This window comes from bacterium (assembly GCA_021372615.1).
Classification (GTDB): Bacteria; Armatimonadota; Zipacnadia; order Zipacnadales; family UBA11051; genus JAJFUB01.
In genome coordinates this window covers 1-23,563 of the sequence record JAJFUB010000046.1, presented here as the reverse complement: position 1 = coordinate 23,563, position 23,563 = coordinate 1, and the positions used below count along the sequence as shown (strand labels likewise).

13 protein-coding genes are annotated in these 23,563 nt (G+C 68.7%); 1 reads left to right on the top strand and 12 read right to left on the bottom strand.

Annotated features, from left to right (window positions below):
• The first annotated feature begins 13 nt into the window (after window positions 1-13).
• Complete coding sequence (locus tag LLH23_07560) at window positions 14-3,271, top strand: heparinase II/III family protein (protein ID MCE5238335.1); 3,258 nt, start codon at window positions 14-16, stop codon at window positions 3,269-3,271.
• Window positions 3,272-3,277: 6 nt separating this feature from the next.
• On the opposite strand, the gene LLH23_07555 is transcribed toward LLH23_07560, so the two are convergent.
• The 12 genes from LLH23_07555 to LLH23_07500 all read right to left on the bottom strand — a co-directional run.
• A complete protein-coding gene (locus LLH23_07555) occupies window positions 3,278-4,108 on the bottom strand; it encodes a GRP family sugar transporter (GenBank protein MCE5238334.1) in 831 nt (276 codons plus the stop codon).
• Entirely contained in the window at window positions 4,105-5,739 is a 1,635-nt protein-coding gene (locus LLH23_07550) for a hypothetical protein (protein ID MCE5238333.1), read from the bottom strand. Before LLH23_07550 ends, LLH23_07555 begins: the two co-directional genes overlap by 4 nt.
• Before the next feature lie 49 nt (window positions 5,740-5,788).
• Window positions 5,789-8,056: a hypothetical protein gene (locus tag LLH23_07545; GenBank protein MCE5238332.1), complete on the bottom strand. Its 2,268-nt coding sequence runs from the start codon at window positions 8,054-8,056 to the stop codon at window positions 5,789-5,791.
• The gene (locus LLH23_07540; protein ID MCE5238331.1) at window positions 8,053-10,410 is read right to left on the bottom strand and encodes a hypothetical protein; all 2,358 of its coding nucleotides are present in this window, start codon (window positions 10,408-10,410) and stop codon (window positions 8,053-8,055) included. The genes LLH23_07545 and LLH23_07540 overlap by 4 nt, the downstream gene beginning before the upstream one ends.
• Before the next feature lie 34 nt (window positions 10,411-10,444).
• A complete protein-coding gene (locus LLH23_07535) occupies window positions 10,445-11,560 on the bottom strand; it encodes a hypothetical protein (GenBank protein ID MCE5238330.1) in 1,116 nt (371 codons plus the stop codon).
• A 151-nt stretch (window positions 11,561-11,711) separates the two neighbouring features.
• Window positions 11,712-12,254: a TlpA family protein disulfide reductase gene (locus tag LLH23_07530; GenBank protein ID MCE5238329.1), complete on the bottom strand. Its 543-nt coding sequence runs from the start codon at window positions 12,252-12,254 to the stop codon at window positions 11,712-11,714.
• A gap of 67 nt (window positions 12,255-12,321) precedes the next feature.
• Window positions 12,322-16,890 carry a hypothetical protein gene (locus tag LLH23_07525; GenBank protein MCE5238328.1) on the bottom strand — a complete coding sequence of 1,523 codons (4,569 nt, stop codon included), beginning with the start codon at window positions 16,888-16,890 and terminating at the stop codon, window positions 12,322-12,324.
• A gap of 4 nt (window positions 16,891-16,894) precedes the next feature.
• Window positions 16,895-17,530, bottom strand: a complete 636-nt coding sequence (locus LLH23_07520; protein ID MCE5238327.1) for an AMMECR1 family protein — start codon at window positions 17,528-17,530, stop codon at window positions 16,895-16,897.
• 176 nt (window positions 17,531-17,706) lie between these two features.
• Window positions 17,707-19,344 carry a glycoside hydrolase gene (locus LLH23_07515; protein ID MCE5238326.1) on the bottom strand — a complete coding sequence of 546 codons (1,638 nt, stop codon included), beginning with the start codon at window positions 19,342-19,344 and terminating at the stop codon, window positions 17,707-17,709.
• Between the two features lie 23 nt (window positions 19,345-19,367).
• A complete protein-coding gene (locus LLH23_07510; GenBank protein ID MCE5238325.1) occupies window positions 19,368-20,363 on the bottom strand; it encodes a hypothetical protein in 996 nt (331 codons plus the stop codon).
• 87 nt (window positions 20,364-20,450) lie between these two features.
• Entirely contained in the window at window positions 20,451-22,736 is a 2,286-nt protein-coding gene (locus tag LLH23_07505; protein MCE5238324.1) for a dehydrogenase E1 component subunit alpha/beta, read from the bottom strand.
• Between the two features lie 233 nt (window positions 22,737-22,969).
• Window positions 22,970-23,563: hypothetical protein (locus LLH23_07500; GenBank protein MCE5238323.1), on the bottom strand; the 594-nt coding region annotated here is incomplete at its 5' end.

Sequence of the window (23,563 nt, the reverse complement as noted above, 5' to 3'; positions counted from 1 at the left end):
CCCGGAGGACGCCATGGCTCGCGCGCTGTGCTGTTTGCTGCTGATGCTCGCCGTGCCCGTCTGCAGTGCCGAGGAGAAGCAGTACGCCATCCCGCCCGCGGCCGCGTCTCGGCCCACGCCGTCTGCGGCGGAGGTCGCGGCGGCCCTCGGCACTCGTCTCGACCTCACGCGGCCGGAGAACCGGGACCTCGCCGGCCTGCTCCAGAAGGAGCAGGCCACGGCGGCGCTGTCCCTCTGGCGCGACCGCGTCGTCGCCCGCCTGCGCGCGCACGACTTCGGCGAGTTCGGCTGGCACGACTACGCCCTGCACCCCCGCAGCACCAACTCCGTAGACTATGTCACCGGCGTGCTGAGCTTCGACGAGTACCTGAAGACCAACATGTACGGCCTGCTGGACATCCGCGGTTTGGCCGGGCCCCCGGGCCAGGGCAAGCTCGTGAACTGGTACGTCAGCGTGGATGACGTGCAGGACTGGGGCGCGCCGGAGATCGCCGCGTGGGACCGGAGCGTGAAGGCTGAGCGCACTGATTTCGGCACCTTCGCGTTCGCCAAGTCCTTCACCGGGCGCTACTGGCAGACCGGGAAGGACGTCTACCTGCAGAAGGCGCTGGAGTTGTTCGCGGACTTCTCGCGCAACCACGCGCGGGGCTTCTGGGAGATCTACTTCGCCAACCAGGGGCTGTCGGACAGGTTCATCGGGGAGAAGCTCGGGGTGGACTGGCGCCTGAACACCAATGCCCTGCAGATCGGCTGGCGGATGAAGAACTTCCTGAAGGTCCTGGCCGGGCTGAGCAAGTGCCTCGGCCCGGACAAGCCCAAGGCATGGAAGAACGTGCTGGGGCCGACGCCGGCGCCGCTGACCCGGGAGCAGCTCGACCGGATCAGTGCGCCGGAGTTGGCTGAGATCGCATTGAGCCTGGAGCGCGACCATGTGAGCAAGATCCTCTGGTTCGTCGTACGCGACGGGGCGGTACCGAACCAGCGAGCCGAAGGCATGAAGGCCCTCGCCTTCTACGCCGCCATCTTCCCGGAGTTCAAGACGACGCCGCAGGTCGGCGAGTACCTCGAACGCGCCTACGACAACTTCCTGACGAGCAACTTCGCGCCCGACGGCGGGAGCCTGGAGCAGTCCTTCAACTACAACGGGCAGGACAAGGAGGGCCTCGAGGAGGTCCTGCGGTTCTACGGCGACAGACGGCCGCGCTTCGCCGACCAGATCGAGGCGCGGGTAGCGGCGCGACGCGCCGTGGATGACGCGCTACAGACGCCGCTGGGGAGCTTGCCGCAGGTAGGGAACTCGCTCGACCATCCCGGACAGCCGGTGTGGCAGGGCGAGGCGGCCATCGCCAGGCAGTGGGAGCTGAACCACGGCAAGGTGCGGCCGCAGCGCTACACGTCCATTGCCCTGCCCTACAGCGGCTTCACCGCGATGCGCAGCGGGTGGGGTCTGAAGGGCCTGTACTTGTTCTTCATGAATGGGCGGCCGCAGTCGGGGCACTCGATGCGCGACAACAACGCGATCCAGGTCACGGCGTACGGGCGGCAACTGCTCGTCTGCGGGGGCGACCCGACCTATGGCGTGTTCCGCACCCCGGAGGCCAAGGGCGCGGACTTCTACCTCAGCGAGGCCTCGAGCCTCAAGAACAACACGGTGCTCGTGGACGGGCGATCGCAGTCAAAGGCCGGGCCGCACGCCAGCCGTGCGTGCCGCACCCCGATCGCCTCCCGCTGGCATACGTCGCCGCGCTGTGATGTCGTGGACGGCCTGTACGACCTGGGCTACGGGGATTTCCAGAGCAACCGCGACACCAACGTGGACAAGTCGGTCCAGCACTACCGGCGGGTGATCTTCGTCAGGCCGCTGAAGCTGTGGTTGGTCGAGGACCGCATGGTCAACACCGGCGACAAGCCGCACGAATACTCACAGGTGTGGAACTTCCTGCCCTACGCCGAGGACGCACGGGCCGACCGCTGCGTCTGGGGCTTCAGGGCGGACCAGTTCGACCTGCAGCCTCAGGCCAAGCGCTTCCGCACGACCGACCCGGGCGGGCCGAACGTCGAGCTGGTGCACTTCGGGCCGTCCATACAGTACCGCAAGTACTGCGGGAACCGCGACCCGTGGCTCGGATGGTACGCCTTCGGCATCGGCGATGCGCGGCCGAAGGTGGATGTGCACGTGGCCTGGCAAAGCAGCGACAGCGACACGCTGCTGACGCTGATCGTGCCGCTGGACACGGGCGAGGCGTCGCCCGTCGTCGAGCCGACCGAGGACGCGGCCGGCGACGCACACGACCTGAAGATCAAGCTGCGCGATGGGCAGTGGCTGTGGTATCGCAGCACGCCGGCGGAGGGCACCACACCTGCAGGGGCTCCCATGGGGTCGCGGGCGATCCTGGCGTGCGAGCAGGGGCGGGAGACATGGGGCGTCGCCTTCGGCTCGCAGAAGCTGAGTGTCAATGGCCGAGACTACACGCCGCCGAGCGAGGACTACGAGTATGTCGCGCCGCCGGACGGCCAACCGGTCTTCACGCCCATCGAGGCCCCTGTCGTGCCGGACCTTGTGCCCCCGCGGCCATTCCTGAAGATCGAGGACGCCGACCCGGTGACGGTCGCGAACCTGCGTGAGGGGCTCCAGGTGCGCTACACGACCGACGGCCGCGACCCGGATGTCGGGTCCACGCTGTACGAGGCGCCGGTGGCGCTCAAGCAGCCGGGTACGGTGAAGGCGCGCTTCTTCGCGGGCAAGCGGCCGCTGCCCCTGGTAGCCACACGCGACGTCCGGCCCTGGCCGTGGCCGCTGCGCACCGCAGACCGCCAGGAGACGCAGGGGCTCGAGCCGGGGCTGAAGTATGACTTCTTCGTCCACCAGTCCAGCATCCGCATCTACGACCTGATGCTGCGCAGGCCGGAGCGGTCGGGAGTGTGCGCGGGGCTGGACATGAGCCTCTCCGAGCCGGTGCGGTTCTGCGGTGTGAAGTGGCGGGGCTATGTCCGGGTACCGCGGGACGGCGTCTACCACTTCTTCCTCGATAGCCCGGAGACGGCCGCGCTCTTCATCCAGAACCCGGAGCGCGACCTGCAACTGCCGGTGCTGGCGACGGTCGGGTGGTGGGGCAGCCAGGACAGCGGCAGCGCGGCGCTGCAGGCCGGGCTGCACATGATCGAGATCCAGTTCATGCGCAACTCGAGGAACGAATTGAAGGTGGAGGTCGAGGGGCCGGGCGTGACGCGGCAGGCGTTGACCGACCAGTGGTTCTGGCGGGAGCGGTGAGGCCTACTACAGGTTGATGAGCACGACGGCCGCGAGGGCCACGGCCAGTCCGGCGCGTCCGAGGCGGCCGGGGACTTCGCGCCACAACCAGGCCGCCCCGCCCGTCGTGAACACGAGCCCCAGCGCCGCCGTCACCGGGAAGACGACCGCCCCCGGCAGGCTGTCCAGGGCGGCGATGATCATATAGCTCGTGCCGAAGTTGATGACCCCCAGCGGCATGCCGGTTGCCACCTCGCGCCACCCGAGACGGCGGCACCGCAGCAACCACGCCACCAGCGAGACCAGGGCCGCCGTACCGAACAGGATGCCCAGGAACGCCGGCCGCTCGGCAATCAGCCCGGTGGCGTGAAACCACTTGTTGGTCAGCAGACACGAGCCGTTGGCCACAAAGAGCGCCAGGAGCAACGGGACTTGCCGGTGCGTCAGGCGCGCGCCGCCCACGCCGCGGTCGAGGCTCAGCAGCGGCATGGCACCGATGGCCAGCAGGGCCCCGGCGGACTCGATGGGCCGGGGCTGCTCGCCGAAGATGAAGATGGACCCCAGCACCGGGATGAGCACCGACAGTCGCGTGATGGCGTTGGCGATGGCCACGCCCTTGAGGTCCAGGGACTGAATGAGGATCAGGTAGGTCGTCGCGTAGATGACGCCGCCGATCACGCCGATCTGCCACGTCGGCGGCGACACATGGCCCGAGTGGGACAGCGCGAAGGCCGCCACCGAGGCGGCCACATAGTTCAAGCCCATCACGGCCAGTTGGCTCTGGCCGGCGCGCTGGCTATGCCGGACGATGAGGCTGAAGCACGAGGTGCACAGGACGGCGAGAGCCAGGGCAATCATGGGGCGGATTCCGAAGCGGGAAGATGCAGTGCCGGTGGGAGGGTGACGCCGGGCCGGGCGTAGATGACGAACTCGCCGTCGCCGCCCTGCGGCAGGCGGTAGATGAAGCCGTAGCCGTGGGCCTCCAGACCCCGGTAGAGGGCCTCGTCCACGTCGCGCAGGTTGTGGGCGACATCGGGGGCTGGTTGGTCGAGCGGGACGTCATCCCACCGGGCCGCGACGGCCAGGAGGATCAGGTCGGGCCGGCGGCTGAAGACCTCGCGGGCAATGGCCTCGTTCTCCTCGTCGCCGCGCCGCGCGCTGCCGTGGCGGATCAGGGCGATGCGGCGGTCCACCAGCCCCAGCGTGTCCACCAGGGGCATCCCCGAGAAGTACCCCACGCCCCCGATGCGCTTGCATGCCAGCACCGTCGTCGGCGGGAAGTGCTGGCGCAGCCACCGACCGGCCTGCTCCTGGGGTTGGCCGGCCATGACGCTATAGGGATAGCGCCCGGCGACGAACTCCCCGCGCACCTGCGCCACCTGGATGACGTTGAGGACGGTCACCAGCGCGAGCACAGCCACGACGGTCGGGCGGTGGGGCAACAGGCGGACGAGGCCCGCGTAGCCCACGCCCACCAGCAGTGGCGTCAGCGGCAGCAGGAAGCGATGCAGGGCCATCCAGTCGCCCCGGGCGTGGATGACGAGGGCGGCTTGGACGGCCACAAGCAACAGTGCGGCCACGGCTGCGGACCGCGGGCTTTCCAGCCCGCGGGCATCGCCGCGGGCTGGAAAGCCCGCGGTCCACAGTGCCCCCGCCGTCAAAGTCAGCCACAGCCACACGCCGCCGTCGAGCAGGTAGTCTCGCAAGTACACCAGCGGCGACAGGAGCGACATGGTGCCGAACGCGCCGGGGGGTTTGGCGTAGAACGTGTTGGGCAGCCAGGCGCCGAAGACCGTGTGACGGACCAGCAGAAAGAGCGCCATCACACCGAGGGCGAAGGGCACGGAGAGCCAGTAGGGGCGCGCCCCATCGCGCCGGGGTTGGAGGGCGGTCACCGTCAGGCCGCGCCAGAGGAGGAAGGCAGCGAGGACGACCATCCCCTCGGGCCGTGTGAAGGCCGCTGCCAGCGCACACAGCACCACGGCCCACCACGCCCGCCCTCCGGGCACGAGCCAGCAGTAGACGATGGCCGTGAGGAAGCACGCGTACAAGACGGTCTCCAGGCCGGAGACGGCGTAGACCGCCAGCGGCGCGCATGTCGTCAGCGGCAGGAGACCGAGCGCCGCCAGCCAGTCATAGCGTTCCGTCAGCCGCACCACAATCGCCAGCGCGAACAGCAGCGCCCCCAGCCCGGCCACGATCCCCAGCACCTTCGCCGCCACCACGAAGTCCAGTCCCGCCCGCCTTGCCGCCACCAGCAGCCCCAGCCACAGGGGGTTGCTGTAGCCCTCGACGCGCTCGCCGGGGTTGAAGCACAGGCCCTGCCCGGCGGCGGCGTGGCGGGCATAGCGCATCGTGATGTAGGCGTCGTCGCTGGTGAAGGGGACGAAGAGGAGGCACACAAAGACGAAGACGAACAGGAGGCACAGCACCAGCAGCAGCGGCGACCGCGCGGGGGACGGGGAGACGGGGGCGTGCGATGCAGTCATGACACCAGCGCGTTCGGCCTCGCGGGCGCAATCTCCTCCTCGGCCCGTCTCACCGCGCCGCTGCAAACGGCCCGGCGATGATCTCGCAGGGGTAGCTCGCCTCCCCGATGACTTGTCCCGTCTGCTGCAGGCGGGCCCGCACCGCGTAGCGACCCGGCGGCAGCTTCGCCAGCGGCAGCGCGTAGGCGTCCTCCGCCGCCGGGGCGGTCCAGGTCCGCGTCACCAGGGGCTGCGCGGCGCCTGCTGCCATGGCAGAGATCTCCAGCGTCGTGGCAGACGCCGCGGCTGGATCGAGGGCAACGGCCCAGCGTCCCGTCAGGCAGGAGTCCTCGCCGTAGACGACGCGGGCATCGGGCGTGAGCGCCAGGGGCGGTGGCACGGTGTGCGTCACAGCGGTCGTGTACAGCAGTCGACCGCCCGGCTCCTCGGTGAGGTCGTAGCGCAGCGTGATGGGGCCCGGCTGGCTGAAGACACACGGGATACGGGCGACTACCTGGCCGCGTGGGGGCACGGTCACTGTCGTCTCACCGAGGCGGCGGCTCTCGCCGTCTACGGCGAGGGCCGCGCGGACCTGCGCCGGCTGGTCGCGCCGGCTGGTGATCTCCAGCGGCACCCCGCCCTGGCCGAAGAAGAGCCGCTCGGACAGCAGGGGCCGTCCGCTGATGACATCAGCGGCGGGGTCGAAGGGCAGCACCAGCCGGCCGAAGCGCGCCGGCTCGCCGAAGTTGGCGCCGACCTTCACCCACGTGTACAGGGCGCGGTTGCCGCGGAAGCTGGAGCGGGCGAAGTTCGCGCCCCACTGGCTGCCCGCGGCCTCCGCCAGGCGCAAGCCGACGAACTGCAGCCTGATCTCGGCGGTCCAGCGGTCGGGGGCGACCTGCGCGGCGGCCACGATAGGGCCGTTCCACTTGTCGCCTGCCAGGCCGGGCGCGCCGGTGTCCTGATCGAAGAGCACGCCGCGCGAGTTGACGATGATCTGGTAGTAGGTGTGCCGGTCGAGGCTCGTGTCCAGGAACAGCTCCACCGAGTCGTCCTTCCAGAGGGGGCCGTCGCGCTCGGTCGCGCCGGCGAGCAGATGCTCCGTTGATGGCTCCTGGCAGATGAACCCAAAGTAGAGCGCCTCGCGGTCGGCGCAGGCCAGGACGGTCGTCTGCACCGGGGGCGTGTCGGGGTTTCTGGAGTGGACCTCGAACGCGCTGCTGCGGCCGGCGGTGGCCCAGCAGGGATCGTCGAGGGCGCCGTCCACGGTTGGGGGGCGGGCTGCGGCGCTCACGTGCAGCACCTTGTCGGCGGCGGTCTCGACGGCGGCCGCAGGCCTGGGCTCCATGGCTTCCGGCGTCACCGACAGCGGCGGCAAGCTGCTGCCGGGCACGAGCGAGACCCGCAGGTCGTCGCAGTAGACCTCGCCCTCGTCGCTGGTGAGGTTGAAGGACACCGTGGCCTTGCGCGCCCCTGCGGGTGCGGTCGCTACGCCGCTGACATACGTCCAGTCGTGGGGCAGGCTGGCGCCGTGTAGCTGCAGACGTCCCTCGTTGAGGCGCTGGTTCTTGCCATCGGTGAACTGCAGGGACAGGAACGCCGCCGCGCGGTTCTTGAGGCGGACGGCCTTGAGCCAGGCTTCCAGGCGCAGCGACTGGCCCTCGCGCACCTCGATCGGGGGCGGCCAGGCCCACCAGAACGGGCGGTTCGTGTTCGCCGGAGGGCCGTTCTCGAAGACACGGGCGATCTTCAGCGAGCGCTGCCCGGTGCGGGCCGCCTGGTCCGACCAGACGCGCTCGCTCTTCTCACCGGGCTGGTCCCACCCGCCGGCGACGAAGTGCAGCGGCCAGTCCGCGTGGGCCGGGTCGGGCTCCTCGAAGCTGGTGACGAGACCGCCGGTCTCGGCCCCGGGGACGAACGTGGCGGCCAGGGGCTGCCAGGCCTGCGCGTCGCCGGGCGCGACGGTGCGGAAGTACAGGTGGCACAGGTGCGCTTCGAAGGGGGCGAGGCGGGGGAGAGGCCACTGCAGCCGCAGGATGGGGTTGCCCGAGGCATAGCGGAGCTGGGCCTCCTGTGCCACCGTCACCTGCAGCCGCTCGCCGCTCGCCGCGTCGCACAGGACGAGCGACCCGGCGGCCAGTACTCGGCCGGGCTCCAGCAGCCGGTTGAAGTCGAGTACGACCGTGGCCGTGGCGTCGCCGCGGGCGTACAGGTCGCCGACGAGCCGCAGCGGCAGGCGCCAGTCGGCTTCGGGAACGGTCCAGGCCTCGGCCGCCGACGACGGCCAGGGGAGGGCCAACAGCAGGGCGACAGGCAGCAGCGCGCGCAGCCGTCTCATGGCTTCCCTCCCAGGACCTGGTCGAGCTTCATCATGTAGTCGGCCATCTGCCAGCGGAACTTGTCCAGGTCGCGCACGGGCCACTCCTTGCCCTGCACGTCGTGCTCCATCTTCGGGTCCCAGTACACGGTGTCTATGGCGTTGGGCAGCTCGCTGAGCTTCCCATCCAGCCAGGCGCGCGCCTGGGCCGCCGCCTTCACCGCCGCAGGCTTGCCGGAAGCCTGGGCGGCCTTGATGCGCTGATCCAGGTTCCACAGGTACTCGTAGTCCACTGCGCCCTGGACCAGGCGCTTGAGCCACACCGTGGGCTCGATGCTCGTCATGCTCGTGGGCAGGCCCATGGGGAACATGCCGCTGATCTCGAAGACATTGCCGGGCTGCCCGTTGGCATAGACGCCGGATTCATAGCTGGCGCGCGTGATGCCATGCTTGAAGCAGAACCAGCCCACTGAGAAACGGCTGCGGGTGAAGTTGTAGGCCCACAGGCGCTTGCCGTGCTGCTTCATGAAGTCCAGCCACTCGGTCTTCATCATGGCGGAGTTGGGTTCGGGGTACATGACCAAGCCCTTGAGGATCGGAGCCATGTCCGAGGCGCCGTTGCCCCGGAGGGTGTTACTGACCTTCGCCTCGCGGAAAGCGTCATGCACCGCGAGGCCGAATTGCGCGCCGGCTTCGCCGAAGTTGGTGTACTCCCCGAGCGCCTCGAAGGCCACCTCCGGCCAGCCGGCGGCCTTGGCCTTCTCGTTGATCATCCGCACGCCACGGATGAACTCCTGGCGCGCCTGGGGGGTGGGCACGAAGCGGATGTCGCGGTCCCCGCGCGGGTAGCGCCCGCCGAGCTTGAGGACTAGGAAGTCGGCCCGGCAGATCATCGTGTTGTCGCGCGGCCAGGCGTTCTCCTCGCGGATGATCTGCATCAGCTTCGTCGTGTCGGCCATGGTGATGTCAGCGATCTTGTCGCCGTCCATCTTGATCTCATCGGGGTTGATGATACACTCGGCCCGGCAGTACTGGTTGTCGCGCATGAAGCGGACCTCGGCCCGGATGGCGTCCCAGTACTTCTGTGGGTCGAACTGCGGCAAGTAGGCCTTCGCCAGGTAGTACATCGTGCCGAAGTACATGAAGCGTTCCACCGGCGGAGTCTTCAGCTTCACCGGCACGACCCGCACACGCAGTTGCAGCGACGCCGGGGGCGCATTCGCCGCGGTCACCTGGAGGCGGCCGGTGTAGATGCCCGGCGCGGCGGCTTCCGGGGTCGTCAGGCTGATCCAGAAGCGCCTGCAGGTGCCGCTGCCGATGAAGGTGGGCCGCAAGGGGAGGATGAGGCACTCCTGGAGCGAGTATTGCTGGGCCCCGCACTCCCAGGGCAGGAACTGCACCAAGCCAGGGCGCAGGGCCGTGGCCGGCAGGAGCTTCCCAGTCTCGCTCTTGAGGTCGGTCAACTGGAACGTCACGTCGCGCAGATCGCGCGAGGCGTACACCGCGAACGAAGCCTGCTCCTGCTCGCCTGCAGTGGCGACCAGGGCCATCTCTGTGCGGCTATCGGCCGGCCTGGGCTGCGACCAGGGGTGCAGGTCCTCCGAGCAGCACGTCTCGGCCAGGACATAGCCGCGCTGGCGCTCGGTGTCGGACACGGGAGCGGCGGGGTCGGGCGGGGGCTCGACCTCCCGCCAGAACTGGTTGAAGGCGGCGCGGCGCTCAGCGTCGAGAGCCTGGAGTTGGTCCGCCACGCGCGTGGCCACCGCGCGCTCCGCCACGACCACGGCGTTGACCGGGAAGCTGAGTGCCGGGCTGAAGCCGACGAGCAGCTTGCCGTCGGTGACGGTGACCTCATGGCGCAGCCACGTGAAGCGGGGGGCGATGAACTGCGCGAAGATATCGTCACCCGCGCGCCAGTCGTAGTTGGCCAGGCGGAACAGCTCCGCCTCCGGCGGGGCGATGGTCTGCACGACCTGGCCCTGCAGGAGCAGGTCGTGGGGCTCGCGCAGGTAGCGCAACTGCCAGATGTTGCCCATCTCGCCGGTCAGGACCCACACCGTGTAGTCGCCATTGGGGAGGTCCAGACGGAGGTTGAGCTTGTTCGAGCGCGTGCCCCGCACGCTGTCCACGGCCAGGGCGTCGAGGTTCTCGGCGCGGTAGGCACGCAGCTCGGCGGCTGGGTTGAGCCACCCCACGCCCTTGTCGGCGGCATAGGCGCTATCGGGGGTGAGGCGGGTAAAGCCGGGCCAGACAGGCGAGTCGGGCTGCCCCATGTCGTAGAGCCAGACGTTGGCCGGGCCCGCCACGACCATGCCACAAAGCAGCGGCGCCGCCATCATCGCGATGAGCAGCGCCGGGCGCCTCCTCGTATTCATGCGCGACCTCCGCCAGCCGGAGTTGGATCGTCCGCTACAGCGGGTACTGTCCCACCTTCTGCAACTCGTCAATCGCCGCGAGGTAGTTCTCAGCCTTGCTGGATACGCAGACCGAATGCGAGGCTCCGGCCACGTACCCGCCGCCCGGCCCACAGCCCGCCACGGCCTCGCGCACCTGCCGCCTGATCTCCTCGGCTGTGCCCATGACGAGGGTGTGCGTGGAGATGCCGCCCCACAGCGCGATCCGGTGGCCCCACGTTCGACGGAGGCCTACAATGTCCTCCTCAGGCTGGATGGCCTGGTAGACATCAATCCCCGCGTCAATCATCTGGTCCAGGATCAGGCGGTTGTCGCCGCAGGCGTGCCAGAGCACCGGCAGGCCGCGCTGGTGGAGCTTGTCGCACTGGATGCGGATGCCGGGGACATAGACATGCTCGAAGGTGGCGGGCGACATGAAGGGCCCGTGGTTGTGGCCGAAGTCCTCGCCGATGGCGACGTTGTCGGCGCCGCGCTCCAGGTACATGCTCCAGTCCGTGGCCTCGGCGCCCCTGATGCGGCTGGCGCGCACGCCCTCGGGGTCTTCGGCCAGGCGCATCATCATCGGCTGCCAACCCAGGGCCGACACGTAGCCCAGGGCGGCCCGGCGCCCGGGGCGGATCATGATGTAGTGCGTGTCACCCAGTTCGGCCAGAACGTAGTCAATCAGCTCCCACTCCGACTCGTCTATCTCGGCCGGCGGCTCCCACAGGTCAGGGGCGGGCTGAGGCTCAAAGGCGTTCTCCTTCATCAGCCCCAGGTCGTGGGTCAGCTCGCTGTAGCGATACAGGTTGCCCTTCCAGTCGCGCCAGGTCTCGTCATCTACTTGCTGGAGGCGCTCGGGCTGGAAGCCCTTGGGCGGGACCATATTGACCGCCACGCCGTCCTGCCCCGTCTCGCGCACGAACTGGACGATATCACGCTTCTGGCTCTCCACGATCTCATCGCGCCGCCCGTCCCAGTACGCCTGGATCTCCTTGAAGTGGCCGCGCCAGAAGGTCGGGTGGCCGAGGATGTCCTCGACGATGGTGTAGTCAATGGCGAACTCCATGATCGGGACGCGATCGGGCTCGCGGTGCTGCAGGGCGGTGGCGACGCGCTGTTTGGGGGTCATCGCTGTCTCCGATGGTGAGGTTGGGGGGCAAGGACACAGGTACGCCCGACACTCCTGTCGGGCGACGGAACATGCCCGACAGGAGTGTCGGGCGTACCACGATGCGGCACAATGCCCGACAGGAGTGTCGGGCGTACCGGCTGGCGTCGGTCTACCGCGACAACGCCTTCCGCACCGCCGCCAGCACCGGCGGGTTGCCGGGGTAAGCCTCGTGTACGTATGTGACCCGGCGCTGCCGGTCGAGGACCAGCACCGTCGGCACGCGGCGCAGGCCGATCTGGCGCGCCAGCTCCGACCGGCCATCCAGCAGCACCGGGAAGAGGAGCTTCTGGTCGCGCAGGACCTTGCGCCGGGCGTCGGACCACTGGCCGTCCACGCTGATGCCGATCAGGCGGAAGTGCAGGTCCGCCTGCTGGCGCGACAGCTCCTTGAGCTGGGGCAACTGCTTGACCCACGTGTCGCACCAGTAGGCGAAGAAGTTGACGACCAGCACGGACTCGGTGTAGTCGGGCAGGCGATGCAGGCGCCCGTCCCGATCGAACAGGGCGAAGGCCGGCATGGTCAGTCCCGGCTGCGGGGCAGGCCGGGTGTCGTCGGCGGACGCCAGCGACGCAATGAGCAGGGAAGCCGCCAGCAGTAAGGGCAGGGCAGGGAGGGGCCGGCTACCAGCCGGCCCGTCGTGAGGGTCTCCCATTGCCTTGCACCGTGCGCCAGTGACGGCGGGCCGGATGATATCCGGCCCCTCCGGCGGCCCCATCGCGCTACTCCTTCACATCCGCGATCTTCATCCGCACCGGCTTGCTGTTGCCGCGCACCTCGGGGAAGTACATGAGCTCGGCGGTGCTGGGCAGGATGCGGAAGCTGCCCGGGGCCTCGGTGCGCAGCACGTAGGTGAAGGTGCGCTCCCCGCGCCACAGGTAGTCAAAGTACAGGACCAGCTTGTTGTCCCACACTTCGCGCCGCTCGCAACCGATGCTCGGGATGCGGTCCTCCTCACCCTCGACCACCTCACAGCCCGCCGGGATCGGCTCTTGCAGCAGGGCGTAGCGGAGGTTGTCCTTCGTGCGGATCGTCACATCCACGAACACGACCTCGCCCGGGTCGAGCACGTCGGCGCCGGAGGGGTCCACGGCCGGGATGCGGTACTTGCGCTCGATGGTGATGCCCTTGGCAACCGGCACGACGTCCTTGCTGGGCAGCAGGTAGCTCAGCCGGGCGCTGTAGTACAGGCTGCAGCGACCCTTGCTCCCCTCTCCCCCTGGGAGAGGGGCAGGGGTGAGGGCGAAGCGCAGCTTGTTCGCCCCGGTCTGCAGGTCCGTGGCCGGGATGGCGAACGTGACCGGGTCCTTCAGGGCGTCCTCGGGCTTGAAGGCGATCTCCTTGACGAGCTTGTCGCCGCTGAAGACCTTCGCAGTGAAGGCCTGGCCGAGTTCCTTGCTCTGGGCCATGTACCTTGTCAGGACCAGGACCGCCGCCGCGGTGTCCTTGGTGGAGGTCCAGGCCTTGCCACTGCGGGCGGCCATGGTCCAGCGCACCGCCGGAACGATGGCCGAGCTGTCGGGCTTGACGGTCAGCAGCAGCGACAGCACCTGCGAGGTGACCTCGACGTTGTTGTCCAGCCAGGAGTACTTGTAGCGGCCGTCGGCGGGCCAGTAGAGCGCCTGGCCGAGCGGTTTGCCCTGCTGCTCGAGCTCGCCGGCGATGGTCCGGGCCATCTCGGCCAGCTTCGGCGCCACGGCCGGGTCCTGCCCGGTGGCCTGCGACAGGGCGTGGAGCGACAGGGCCAGGCTGGCCTGGCTGAACATGTCGAGCTTGGCGCGCTGCGCGGCGAGTTGCCCGGCGATGTTGGTGGCCTGCTGGAGGTCCTCCGGCTTGGGCCAGACATCGGCGAACGCCAGGGACCACAGGAGATACGCCTGGGCATCGCGGTAGTTCTCCTCGGTGAGCGCCTCGCGCAGGTACGCCGTCCCGCGCACCATGGCGTTGTGCGCCGCCACGTAGCCGTTCATGTCAGCCAGCTTCAGGCCGTAGACGATGTAGGCGCTGATGTATGGGTCGCTGTCGTCGAACTCCCACCAGTGCCACCCGCCGTCAGAGTGCTGGAAGCGCAGGAGCTTCTGCAGACCGAAGCTGATGTAGCGGTCGAGCATCTTGGGGCGCGGCCGTTGCGAGCCGAGGTCCTTGAGCGCCTTGACGACGATCATGTTGGGCAGAAAGCCGTCCATGGTCTGCTCGGCGCAGCCATAGGGATAGGTGGTGAGATAGTCGAGGGCCTCAAACAGCGGCCCGGCCAGCGAGGGCGACAGGGCGACCTGCACCAGGCCACTGCCCGCGACGGCGTTGGCCGGGAGGTCCAGGGAGACGGTGGCCGCGTCGGAGGTCATGCCGGCGGCGGCCACGACATCCGGGGCGCCGTCCGGCTTGATCGGCAACGTGGCCTCGGTGGCGTCCTTGCCCCCAGGGCCGCCGTCGGCGCTGACGAGGAACCGCGCATTGTCCTTGCCGGTGACCTTGATCTTCCAGGTCAGGCGCTTGAGCCCGTCATTCTCCAACTTGATGCTCTGCTCGGCCGCGCCGAGGATTTCGGCGCCCTCGGCCGTCAGCGTGACCTTCACATTGCGCTCGGTGCCGGTGTAGTTGTGCACCGTCGCGGCGGCGGTGGCCTCATCGCCCTGCACATAGAAGCGCGGGAGGGTGAAGCGCACCAGCAGCGGCATGGTGACGACGACGTCCTTGCGGTTCTCGCCGGCCTGCGTAGCTTTCGTGACGCCACGTGCGGTGGCTCGCCAGGTCGTGAGGTTGTCGGGGACGGTGAACTTCACTTCCGCCGTGCCGTTGGCGTCGGTCACGACCGACGGGCCCCAGTAGGCGGTGTCGGTGAAGAAGCGCCGGACGCGCGGGGCAGCATCGCCAGCCTTGCTGGAGCCGTCGCGGGGCATCTCAGCTCGCTCCATCATCGGTGCGGCTGCCGGCATCATCTGATAGGCCCCGCCCGGGTACATGTTCTCGAGCGAGAACTGCGTCTCGACACGGTTCTCCCGCTCGCCCCAGAACGCATCGAACGGGTTGGGCGTGGTGTCCGACCGGATCTCGTAGACGCTGGCGTCCACGACGCCAAGGCCCACCTCCGCCGGCACCGCCGCCCCGCTCGCATCGCGGGTGGTGATGGCATAGCTCGCGGTCTCGGCCGGCTGGTACTTGTCCTTGTTCGGGGTGATCGTCACCGTGAGCTGCTTGTCGGCGAACGGGACGGACAGGTCATCGTTCGCGCCGGTGAACTCGCCCTTGCGGATGATCGCCGCGCGCACCTCGACGTTCGGCCGGAAGTCCTCGGTGATCGGCACCTTGAAGCTGAACTGGTTGGCCTGCAGCCGGACGACCTTCGAGGAGAAGAGGTGCTCGCCCTCGACGGTCACGAGCATCCAGGCCCCGAGCTGATCGGTCTCACCCTTGATGACAGCGGTGTCGCCCGGTTTGTAGGAGCTGGCGTCAGCGCTCATCTCCAGCGAGGGCCAGCGCCGCAGTTCCTTCTTCTTGACCACGTCAATGCTCTCGGAGTCATAGACGGGGTTGCCGTCCTGGTCCTTGGCCCAGGCCTCGAAGTGGTGGTAGCCCAGACGCTTCAGGGGGAACGACACCTCCGCCCGACCCTCGCTACTCGTCTCGACGACCTTCTTGGTGGTCTCCTCGTACGAGCGCCCCTCGCGGTCCTCCAGGTTCTCAACGAACGAGAGGTTGACGGCAGTGGAGACGGGCTTGCCCTCGCGGTCGGTCGTGCGCACCGTGACGGTCGCGGTCTCGCCGACCTGGTACTGGTAGGCGTTGGGGCTGATGTCGAGGTTGATGCCTGCGCCGGCGATGAGCGTGCTGTCGCTGCCGGAGCGCGGGCGCAGCGCCGTCTCGCTCACCTCGGCCGAGATGCTCAGGCTGCGGTCATACGGCAGATGCTTGGTCTTCAGGTAGAGGCGCAGCTTGCCGTCCTTGTCCAGGCGTCCGGCGCCCTCGAAGCTGTCCTCGATCTGCCCGATGGCGGCCGTGCCCAGGCCGGCGGCGGAGACGATGTGCGCCGGCGGCGCCTCGCTGGCCTCATTGAAGCGGATGTTGTAGCTGACCTTGCCGCCCGACACCGGGCTGCCGAAGAAGTACTTGGCGGAGATGGTGAAGTAGACATCGTCGCCGCTCTTGTACAGGGGCTTGTCAATCTTCACATCCACGGTGAACTCGGGCTTGCGGTACGCCTCGACGCGGAAGCTGTGGAAGAAGATCGTCTCCTTGGCGCCCTTGCCGACGGTGACGTTGAGTTCGTAGTCCCCCAGCGGCGGCTCGGGGGCAAGCTGGAACTCGCCATTGAAGGTGCCCCATGCGTTGAGCGGGAGCTGCTCGTCGTAGACGACGCTGCCGCCGTCGGTCTTGATGCGCGCACGCACAGTCTCGGTGCTCGCCGCGGGCAGCGAGTACTGACCGCTCGCGAACTCGCGGATCGTGCCGCGGAACTTGATGTTCTGGCCGGGGCGGTAGACCGGGCGGTCGGTGTAGAGGGTCGCCACGTAGGGGTCAACGACGGCGGGGGAGAGGCCCTGGGCGAAGGCGGGGTCGCCGGCTTGCGTCGCCAGCCACGCCGGGGTGCTCAGCGGCGGCGCATCGAACTTCACGAGGCCATCGCCCGTCGTCGCCTTCGTCTGCACCTTCCCCTTCTCGCCATACAGCGCCACGGGTACGCCCACCGCCGGCTGGCCGGTGGTGGCGTTGACGACCCAGGCGAGGACCTCGTGCGGCGAGCGCTTGGCCAACATGGCCCGGCCTGACACCGCCAGCCACGTGCGCTTCTCGATGCCATAGGCGGTCGCTGAGACCACATAGACCCCCGGCGCCAGGCCCATCACGGGCACCGTCTTCTCCTCCCACGAGTCCAGCGAGTACGCCGTCTTCACGGTGAGCGTCTTGGCCGGACGCTGGCCGCGGAGCTTGAGGTTCTTAAGCCGGTAGGGCAGGCTGCCGGGCACCTTCGCGTCATCCTCGGCGGCAGCCGCGGCGCTGGGCGCCAGGGCCTCCAGGGCGACCCGATACACGGCCAGGTTGGCCTGCTTGAGGTTGTAGGTGGACAGCGACAGCAGCACCTTCTTGCCCACGGCAAAGGTGCGCTGGCTCGCGCTGACCTGTAGGTTAGGCGCCTTGGCGCTGGGCTGGCGGGTCTGAACGCCCCGGCCCGGCGGCGGAGGCGGCAGCGGGGGCGACCCAGGTGGCGGCGGCATCGGGGGCTGCGCCGTGACAACTGAAGCGCAGAGGCCGACGAGGGCGCCGATGAGCATCCAGCGGATGGAGTGTGACATGTTCCTACCTCCCAGACTGACTCGCACCTGTGGGGTGCTCCATGAACCGAACCGCCGTGAGGCGGAAGTACTCGACCTGTTCCCCATGGCGTGCCCCGGCCCGCGTCAGCGCCCACGACACGAAGCGGTCGGGGCGCCCGGTCTCCCCGGGCAGCACCACGCCCGTGCGCAGCGCTGAGCGGACTGCCAGCCCGTCGCTGACGGGGTCGAGCGCGAAGGGCTCGACCGTGGCCTGCGGGGGATCCAGAATGGACACGATGACCCGCAGGCCGGGTAGCTCGGCGGGCCTCAGCGGGGGGAAACGCGTGTCATGGGCGGCGGCCCGCACGGCCGCCTCGATGAGGTCCGCGGCCAGGCTCGGCCCTTGCGGCCGCAGCGTCCCCATGCAGCAGCGCGGCGCGCCGTTCACCTGGGCGGAGACAAAGACACCGGCGTGCTCGTACAGCAGCGCCGGCAGGTCCTCAGGCACAGGCAGGCGATTGCGGTGGAGACAGTACTCGTCGAGAGCCTGACGTGCCAGGCGCAGAGCCGCTGCGCCGGCGGCGGGGTCGTGGCGAAAGCGGGCGGCAACCTGCGCGGGGGCCGGGGAGAGCGGCCCGAGCAGGAGGAACGGCAATAGAGGCATCAGCAGACGAAGCACGCGCACGCTCCCAACATGGCTGAAACGCGCCATCGTCCCTTGGTGCAGGTTGGGCGGCCTTTCCTTCCCGGCGCGCAGAGGACCGGAGCGTGGTGGGCGGTTGGACCGCGGCTCTCCAGAGCCGCACGCGCCCCACAGACCAACTGCGTGCCGGCTGGAAGCCGGCGGTCCTACGGCTACGGCACCTTCCACCGCGTCGCCGCGACGTACTGCATCCCGCCGGGCTCGAAGAAGTAGTACACCGTCACGACCGTGCCGTCCCGGAGCTGCACCGAGTGCGGATAGCCCAGGTCGAAGCCGCCGCCGCCGCCGCGCAACTCGTAGATGTGCTGCAGGTCCCAGCTTTCCCCCTCGTCGTTGCTGACGACCGCGCGAATGCCGGGCGTCGGATGACGGAAGCCATAGCTCAGCAGGATGCGGCCATCCTGCAGGCGCAGCAGGTCCGGCGGATGGCCCTGCACGCCGGTGTCTTTGAGGCCATGCCACGTGGCGCCCTTGTCGTCGGAGGTCGCCTGCCAGAGGTGATCGTTGCCCTCGCCCGTGCGCATGACCATGAGCAGCCGCCCGCTCTTGCACTCGATGATCTCGGGCTCGTTCAGGCTGATCTCCGGCTTCAGGCCAACCTGGATGAACTGCCAGGTCTCGCCGTAGTCAGTCGAGCGCAGCAGCCACGAGGAGTCCTTGTCATCCGGCTTCTGGGAGCCGTAGACGGGGAAGAGGATGGTGCCATCGGCAAGCTGCAGGGAGTTCATGCCCGAGGCCAGGCAGGCCATGAAGGGGTACTGGATCTCGCGGTTCTCCCACGTCTTGCCGTCGTCTTTGGAGAGGCCGCACATGGCCCCGGCGCAGAAGGCGACGGTGCCGGGGCGTACGTCGCGCACGAGATAGCCCTGCTTCTGCAACTCCTCGCGCTTCTCGGCCGGGTGCTCCTGCCACCACTTGCACCAGACCCGCACTTGCCGCCCGTTCGGGCCCACGAAGGGCTTGCCGGGGAGCATCGGCCCCTTCTGCCAGGTCTTGCCGCCGTCGTCGCTGACCATGGAGACCGACCCGGCGCCCTTGGCGTCAATGTGCGACTTCGGCCCCCCGGCCCGGAAGCTGGTCGCCAGACGGCCGGTGGCCTCGTCCATGCGCAGGCCGGGGAAGACGGCGTACGTATCGGGCTCGCGGAAGATCGTGACCTGCTCCAGTTGCGGCGGCACGATAGCCTGCTGCAGTTCCATGGGTGACTTGAACCTCACGTAGTCCCACAGCGACTCGCCCTTGGCGGCGCTGGAGGCGCTGCCGAAGGTGAGCTGGTTGCGTCCCTGGTGCGCCGGCGCGGTCGCCTTGCCGGTGGCGTCAATCGCCAGCTTGTCATCCACATACAGCTTCAGGTCCTGCCCCTTGAGCGTGAGGCGGTAGACGTGGAAGTCCTTCGTCGTGTCCAGCGCGTACTTCAGCTTCGCGAAGGCCAGGTCAATCCCGTCGGTGCGGAACTGCACGCCCTCCTCGTTGACCCCGTTGGACACCCAGAGGCAGACCCCCGCGTCGCCCTCGCTGGACACGACCTTCATCCGCGCCTCGACCACGGCCTCCTGCGCGGGGTCGGCCTGCCAGCTCACCTGGAAGCAGTGGCCCGAGCCACGCTCGGTGCTGTCATCGACGATGCGCAGGACCCCGTCCTTGACTTCGTGTCGGGTGACGGTGCTCTGCCAGCCGCCAGTGTTGGGCGCCTGGTCCATGTCGAAGCTGAGGGTCCAGTCGGGGGTCTGGGCCAGGAGGGGGAGTTGCAGGACAAACAGCGCACCGACACATGCCGCGATGGCTCTCATGGTCACGCTCCACGGTCCGAGGGTCAAGCGCACATGGCGATGAGCGCCTGGATGTTCTGGTGCGGCGTCTCGTACGGAATCGCGCCCGTGCCCAGCAGCAGGTTGGGGCGCCTGGCGGCTAGCTTCACCACCTCATCCACCGCCACCTGCATCGCCGCGGGGGTGCCGGACGTGTAGACGGCCGGGTCGAGGTTGACCCGCACACGCACCTCCGGGCGGGCCGCCGTCCGGGCGAGGAAGGCGTCGCGGTCGGTCTCGGCCGGGCAGATCAGGAAGTCGGTGCCGGTGCTCAGCAAGTCCTCGACGATGGGCGCTGTGTCGCCGCCGATGATGCAGGGCAGCGCGGCGGGGCCCGCCGCACCCGTCGCGGCACCCGCCGCCTGGATGACGGCCGACACCTCCTGCATGGCGCACTGGAGCGCCGGCAGCTCGATCTCGCGGAACTGCCTTGGCGACAACAGGGGCGGCGCGGCGGCGGACTCGAAGAAGGCGATGCCGAGACCGGCGGCCAGGATGGCCTCGCAGGTGCGCACCTGCCCCGGGACGAGGGCCAGGAGGAAGTCCCGGACCCGGCTGGGTTCGAGCGCGGCGGCCATGGCCAGGGGCTCGAGGCCGAGCAGGCTTTGGGCGACCGAGAAGGGGCCGCTCACCGGCAGGCGGACGTCGGCCTCCGGGAAGTCGGCCTGCAGGCGCTGCGCCGCCTCGATCATCAGCGGGATGCGTCCGGCCGTCGCCGGGTCGAAAGCGCGGCGGCGCGGATCATCGGCGAGCGTCATGATGGGCTGCGTGATGGCGGGAATGCCCGCGCCGGCCGGGCGCACCAGCTCCGCGCCATAGGCCTCCGCCTCCAGGTTGTAGATGTCGATGCCGACGACCAGGGGGAAGTGACGGTAGGCCAGGTACGCCTCGCGATGGGCGCGGTAGACCAGCTCGGCAGAGCGGCACACCTCCCAGGGCGTGAGGCCCAAGAAGGAGGCGGCGTGTTCGTAGACGGACAGCGACAGAGGAATCCGTGGCATGGCTCGTGTCACGAAACGGCCCGCAGACGACCGTGGGTGGTCGCTGCGGGCCGTAGTGGTCTCCTTAGCGGGTGGACCATCGGGCGTCTACCGCCCCACAGTCTGCTGGATGCCCTTCAGGATCTTGTCCACGCTGGGCAGGAACTCCGCTTCCAGCGTCGCGGCCATCGGCGGCGGCGTGTTGTGGGCCGCTACGATCTTCACGGGGGCCTTCAGGCTGGCGAAGCACGCCTCCTGCGCCTTGTACGCGATGTGCTCGGCGTAGCAGCCGATCTCCGGCGCCTGCTGCACGCACAGCAGCCGGCCGGTCTTGCTCACCGAGGCGTTGATGAGGTCCTCATCCAGCGGCACGAGCGTGCGCGGGTCCACGATCTCGACCGAGATGCCCTCCTCGGCGGCCTTGTCGGCCGCCTCGAGCGCCCGCTGCATCATCCACGAGTACGCCACGACCGTGATGTCCGTGCCCTCGCGGACGACCTTGCCCACGCCCAGCGGCACCGTGTAGTCCTCCTCGGGCACGGGGTCCTTCACCAGGTAGAGGTTCTGGTGCTCGATGAAGACGACCGGGTTGTCGTCGCGGATAGCGGCCTTCAGCAGGCCCTTGAGGTCATAGGCTGTCGAGGGCGCGACCACCTTGAGCCCCGGGAACATCGTCGCCACGGCCTCGAGGCTCTGGCTGTGCTGGCCGGCGTAGCCCTTGCCGCCGCCGATGGTCGTGCGGATGACCATCGGGAGCTTGGCCTTGCCGCCGAACATGTAGCGGTTCTTGGCGGCCTGGTTGCCGGTCTGGTCCATCGTCATGAGGATGAAGTCAATGTACATCAGCTCGCACACGGGCCGCATCCCGGCCATGGCCGCGCCGGCCGCGGTGCCGATGATGGCCGACTCGGAGATCGGGGCATTGAAGCACCGCTGGCGGCCGAAGATCTCGAAGATGCCGCGTGTGGCCTGGAAAGCGCCGCCGTAGTCGGCCACATCCTCGCCATAGAGGACGACGCGCTGGTCGCGCAGCATCTCCTCGATGAGGGCCTCGATGACGGCATGGCGGGCCAGGATGCTGCCGGTCGAGTCGCGCCGCTGGGGCTTGTACTCCGCCAGCAGCGCCTCCTGCGGCGTGGCCCACTTGGGGTCTATGTCGTCCGAGGTGGTCTCGGCGGAGAGGCCCTCGTAGATCGTGGCGGGATCGGGATCGGTCGCCTCGGAGGCAAAGAGCGTGGCGCGGTCAATGCGCTCCTGCGCGATCTTGCGGTGGATGTCAATCAGGTCCTGCGTGGCGATGCCACTCTCGATCAGCGCCTTCTGGTAGGTCTCGACGGGGTCAATGTCCTGCCAGGCCTTCTCCTCGTTCTTGCTGCGGTAGGTGGTGCGGTCGTCGGACAGCGAGTGGCCCATGTAGCGGTAGGTGATGCACTCGAGCAGCACCGGGCCCTGGCCCTCGCGGCACAGCTTCGCCGCGCGGGTGACGGCATCGCGCACGGCCAGGACGCTCATGCCGTTGACAACCTCGGCGTGCATGTTCTCGCGGCTGTACCCGGCGCCGCGCTGGGCCAGCCAGTCAATGCCCGTGACCTCGCCCTTCTGCTGGCCGGTCATGCCGTACTGGTTGTTCTCGACCAGGAAGATGACCGGGCAACCCTCTGCGAACTGGTCCTGAGCGGCCCAGTTCATGGCCTCATGGGCGATGCCGTTGTTGGTCGCGCCATCGCCGACGATGCACAGGCAGACCTTGCCGTCCTGGAGCATTGAGGCGGCCATGGCGGCGCCGGCGCCGATGGCGAAGGAGCCGCCGACGATGGCATTGGCGCCCAGGTGGCCGGCGTGGAAGTCGGCGATGTGCATGCCACCGCCACGCCCCCGGCAGTAGCCCTCTTCCTTGCCAAACAGCTCGGCCATGGTGCGGTTGAGGTGCTCCTGCATGGCGCAGTCGAGCACGCCCTTGCGGTCGGACATGTCGTAGTTCGCGGCGTCCTCACCGATGAACTCGGCGAGCTGCGCCACGTCGCGCTTCTCCAGGGCAAAGGCGCCCTTGGCGATGGAGTGGCCGTGGCCGCGGTGGGTAGAGGTGATGTAGTCGTCGGCGTTGATGGCTCCGATGGCGCCGACGGCGACGGCTTCCTGGCCGATGGACAGGTGGGTGGCGCCGATGAACTTATAGTCCACCAGGGGCTTGAACTTCTTGCCCTTGAGCCTGACGATCATCTCCTCGAAGAAGCGAATGTGCAGCATGTGATCGAGCAGCTTCAGGGCCTCGTCCTTGCTCAGCCCCTCGGCGATGGCCTCCTGGATGTCGCCGTGGTACGTGAACAGGGGGATGGGGTCGAAGGTGATCTGGCCGGGAGTGAAATCGGGATACACGTCACCATCTTTGGGCATAGAAAAGAACTCCTCACGCACACGCGATTGCGGTGGTTGGTATTGGGGTTGGGCCGAGCGACCGTACGGCAGGCAACACAAGAGCCGCACGGGCACCACTGGCCCGTACGGTGGCGGCTGGACTTGTTGGGGTAGTATGCCACAAGAGGGGCGGTTTGTCGAATCAGTCAGCGCACAGCGAGCAGCCGCGGCCCAATGGGCCGCGGCCGCTCGGTACCAGCTTGCACGCGTGACTACCCCAGCAACTCCTCCGGCTTCACTTCCAGCGGCGGGAGCGGGTGCGGGCGTACCAGTGCGCCGCCCTGCTCGTAGCTGTCCATCGCCGCGAAGGTGATCTCCAGCACCGCCAGCGCGTCCCGGCCCGAGGCGCGGAACTCGTGCCGCGGCACGTTGTTGCTCACGTCCTCTAGGAAGGCGTGGATGCGGTTCGGGAACGTCTCGCCGAAATTGTGCGTGCCGGACTCGAAGACTTCCGGGCCGCCCTCTTCGCCGGGGGCGATGGTGCCCGGCTTGCCCGGGCCGCGGCCGTCGGGGGCCTTCCAGTAGGTGACCTTCTCGACGCAGTTCTCGATGCAGAACGTGCCCTTGGTGCCCGCGACTTCGCAGCTCCACCAGCCGCCCAGGCCATAGGTGCAGTCGCCGCGCTGGCTCAGCAGGTAGCCGACGGCGTCATTGGCATAGCGCAGGTGGATGCTGCAGGTGGACAGCAGCGAGTCGCCGGCGCTGCGGCGGAAGCCGGGCCGGTTCATGAAGGCCTGCACATGGGTCGCCTCGCCGCAGAAGTGGCGCATGACGCTGAGCGGGTGGGACATGAAGGCCTTCATGTG

Excerpts from the sequence above, each read along its gene's own strand:
- LLH23_07560 (MCE5238335.1), top strand. The coding sequence starts at position 14 with ATGGCTCGCGCGCTGTGCTGTTTGCTGCTGATGCTCGCCGTGCCCGTC.
- LLH23_07555 (MCE5238334.1), bottom strand. The coding sequence starts at position 4,108 with ATGATTGCCCTGGCTCTCGCCGTCCTGTGCACCTCGTGCTTCAGCCTC.
- LLH23_07550 (MCE5238333.1), bottom strand. The coding sequence starts at position 5,739 with ATGACTGCATCGCACGCCCCCGTCTCCCCGTCCCCCGCGCGGTCGCCG.
- LLH23_07545 (MCE5238332.1), bottom strand. The coding sequence starts at position 8,056 with ATGAGACGGCTGCGCGCGCTGCTGCCTGTCGCCCTGCTGTTGGCCCTC.
- LLH23_07540 (MCE5238331.1), bottom strand. The coding sequence starts at position 10,410 with ATGAATACGAGGAGGCGCCCGGCGCTGCTCATCGCGATGATGGCGGCG.
- LLH23_07535 (MCE5238330.1), bottom strand. The coding sequence starts at position 11,560 with ATGACCCCCAAACAGCGCGTCGCCACCGCCCTGCAGCACCGCGAGCCC.
- LLH23_07530 (MCE5238329.1), bottom strand. The coding sequence starts at position 12,254 with ATGGGAGACCCTCACGACGGGCCGGCTGGTAGCCGGCCCCTCCCTGCC.
- LLH23_07525 (MCE5238328.1), bottom strand. The coding sequence starts at position 16,890 with ATGTCACACTCCATCCGCTGGATGCTCATCGGCGCCCTCGTCGGCCTC.
- LLH23_07515 (MCE5238326.1), bottom strand. The coding sequence starts at position 19,344 with ATGAGAGCCATCGCGGCATGTGTCGGTGCGCTGTTTGTCCTGCAACTC.
- LLH23_07510 (MCE5238325.1), bottom strand. The coding sequence starts at position 20,363 with ATGCCACGGATTCCTCTGTCGCTGTCCGTCTACGAACACGCCGCCTCC.
- LLH23_07505 (MCE5238324.1), bottom strand. The coding sequence starts at position 22,736 with ATGCCCAAAGATGGTGACGTGTATCCCGATTTCACTCCCGGCCAGATC.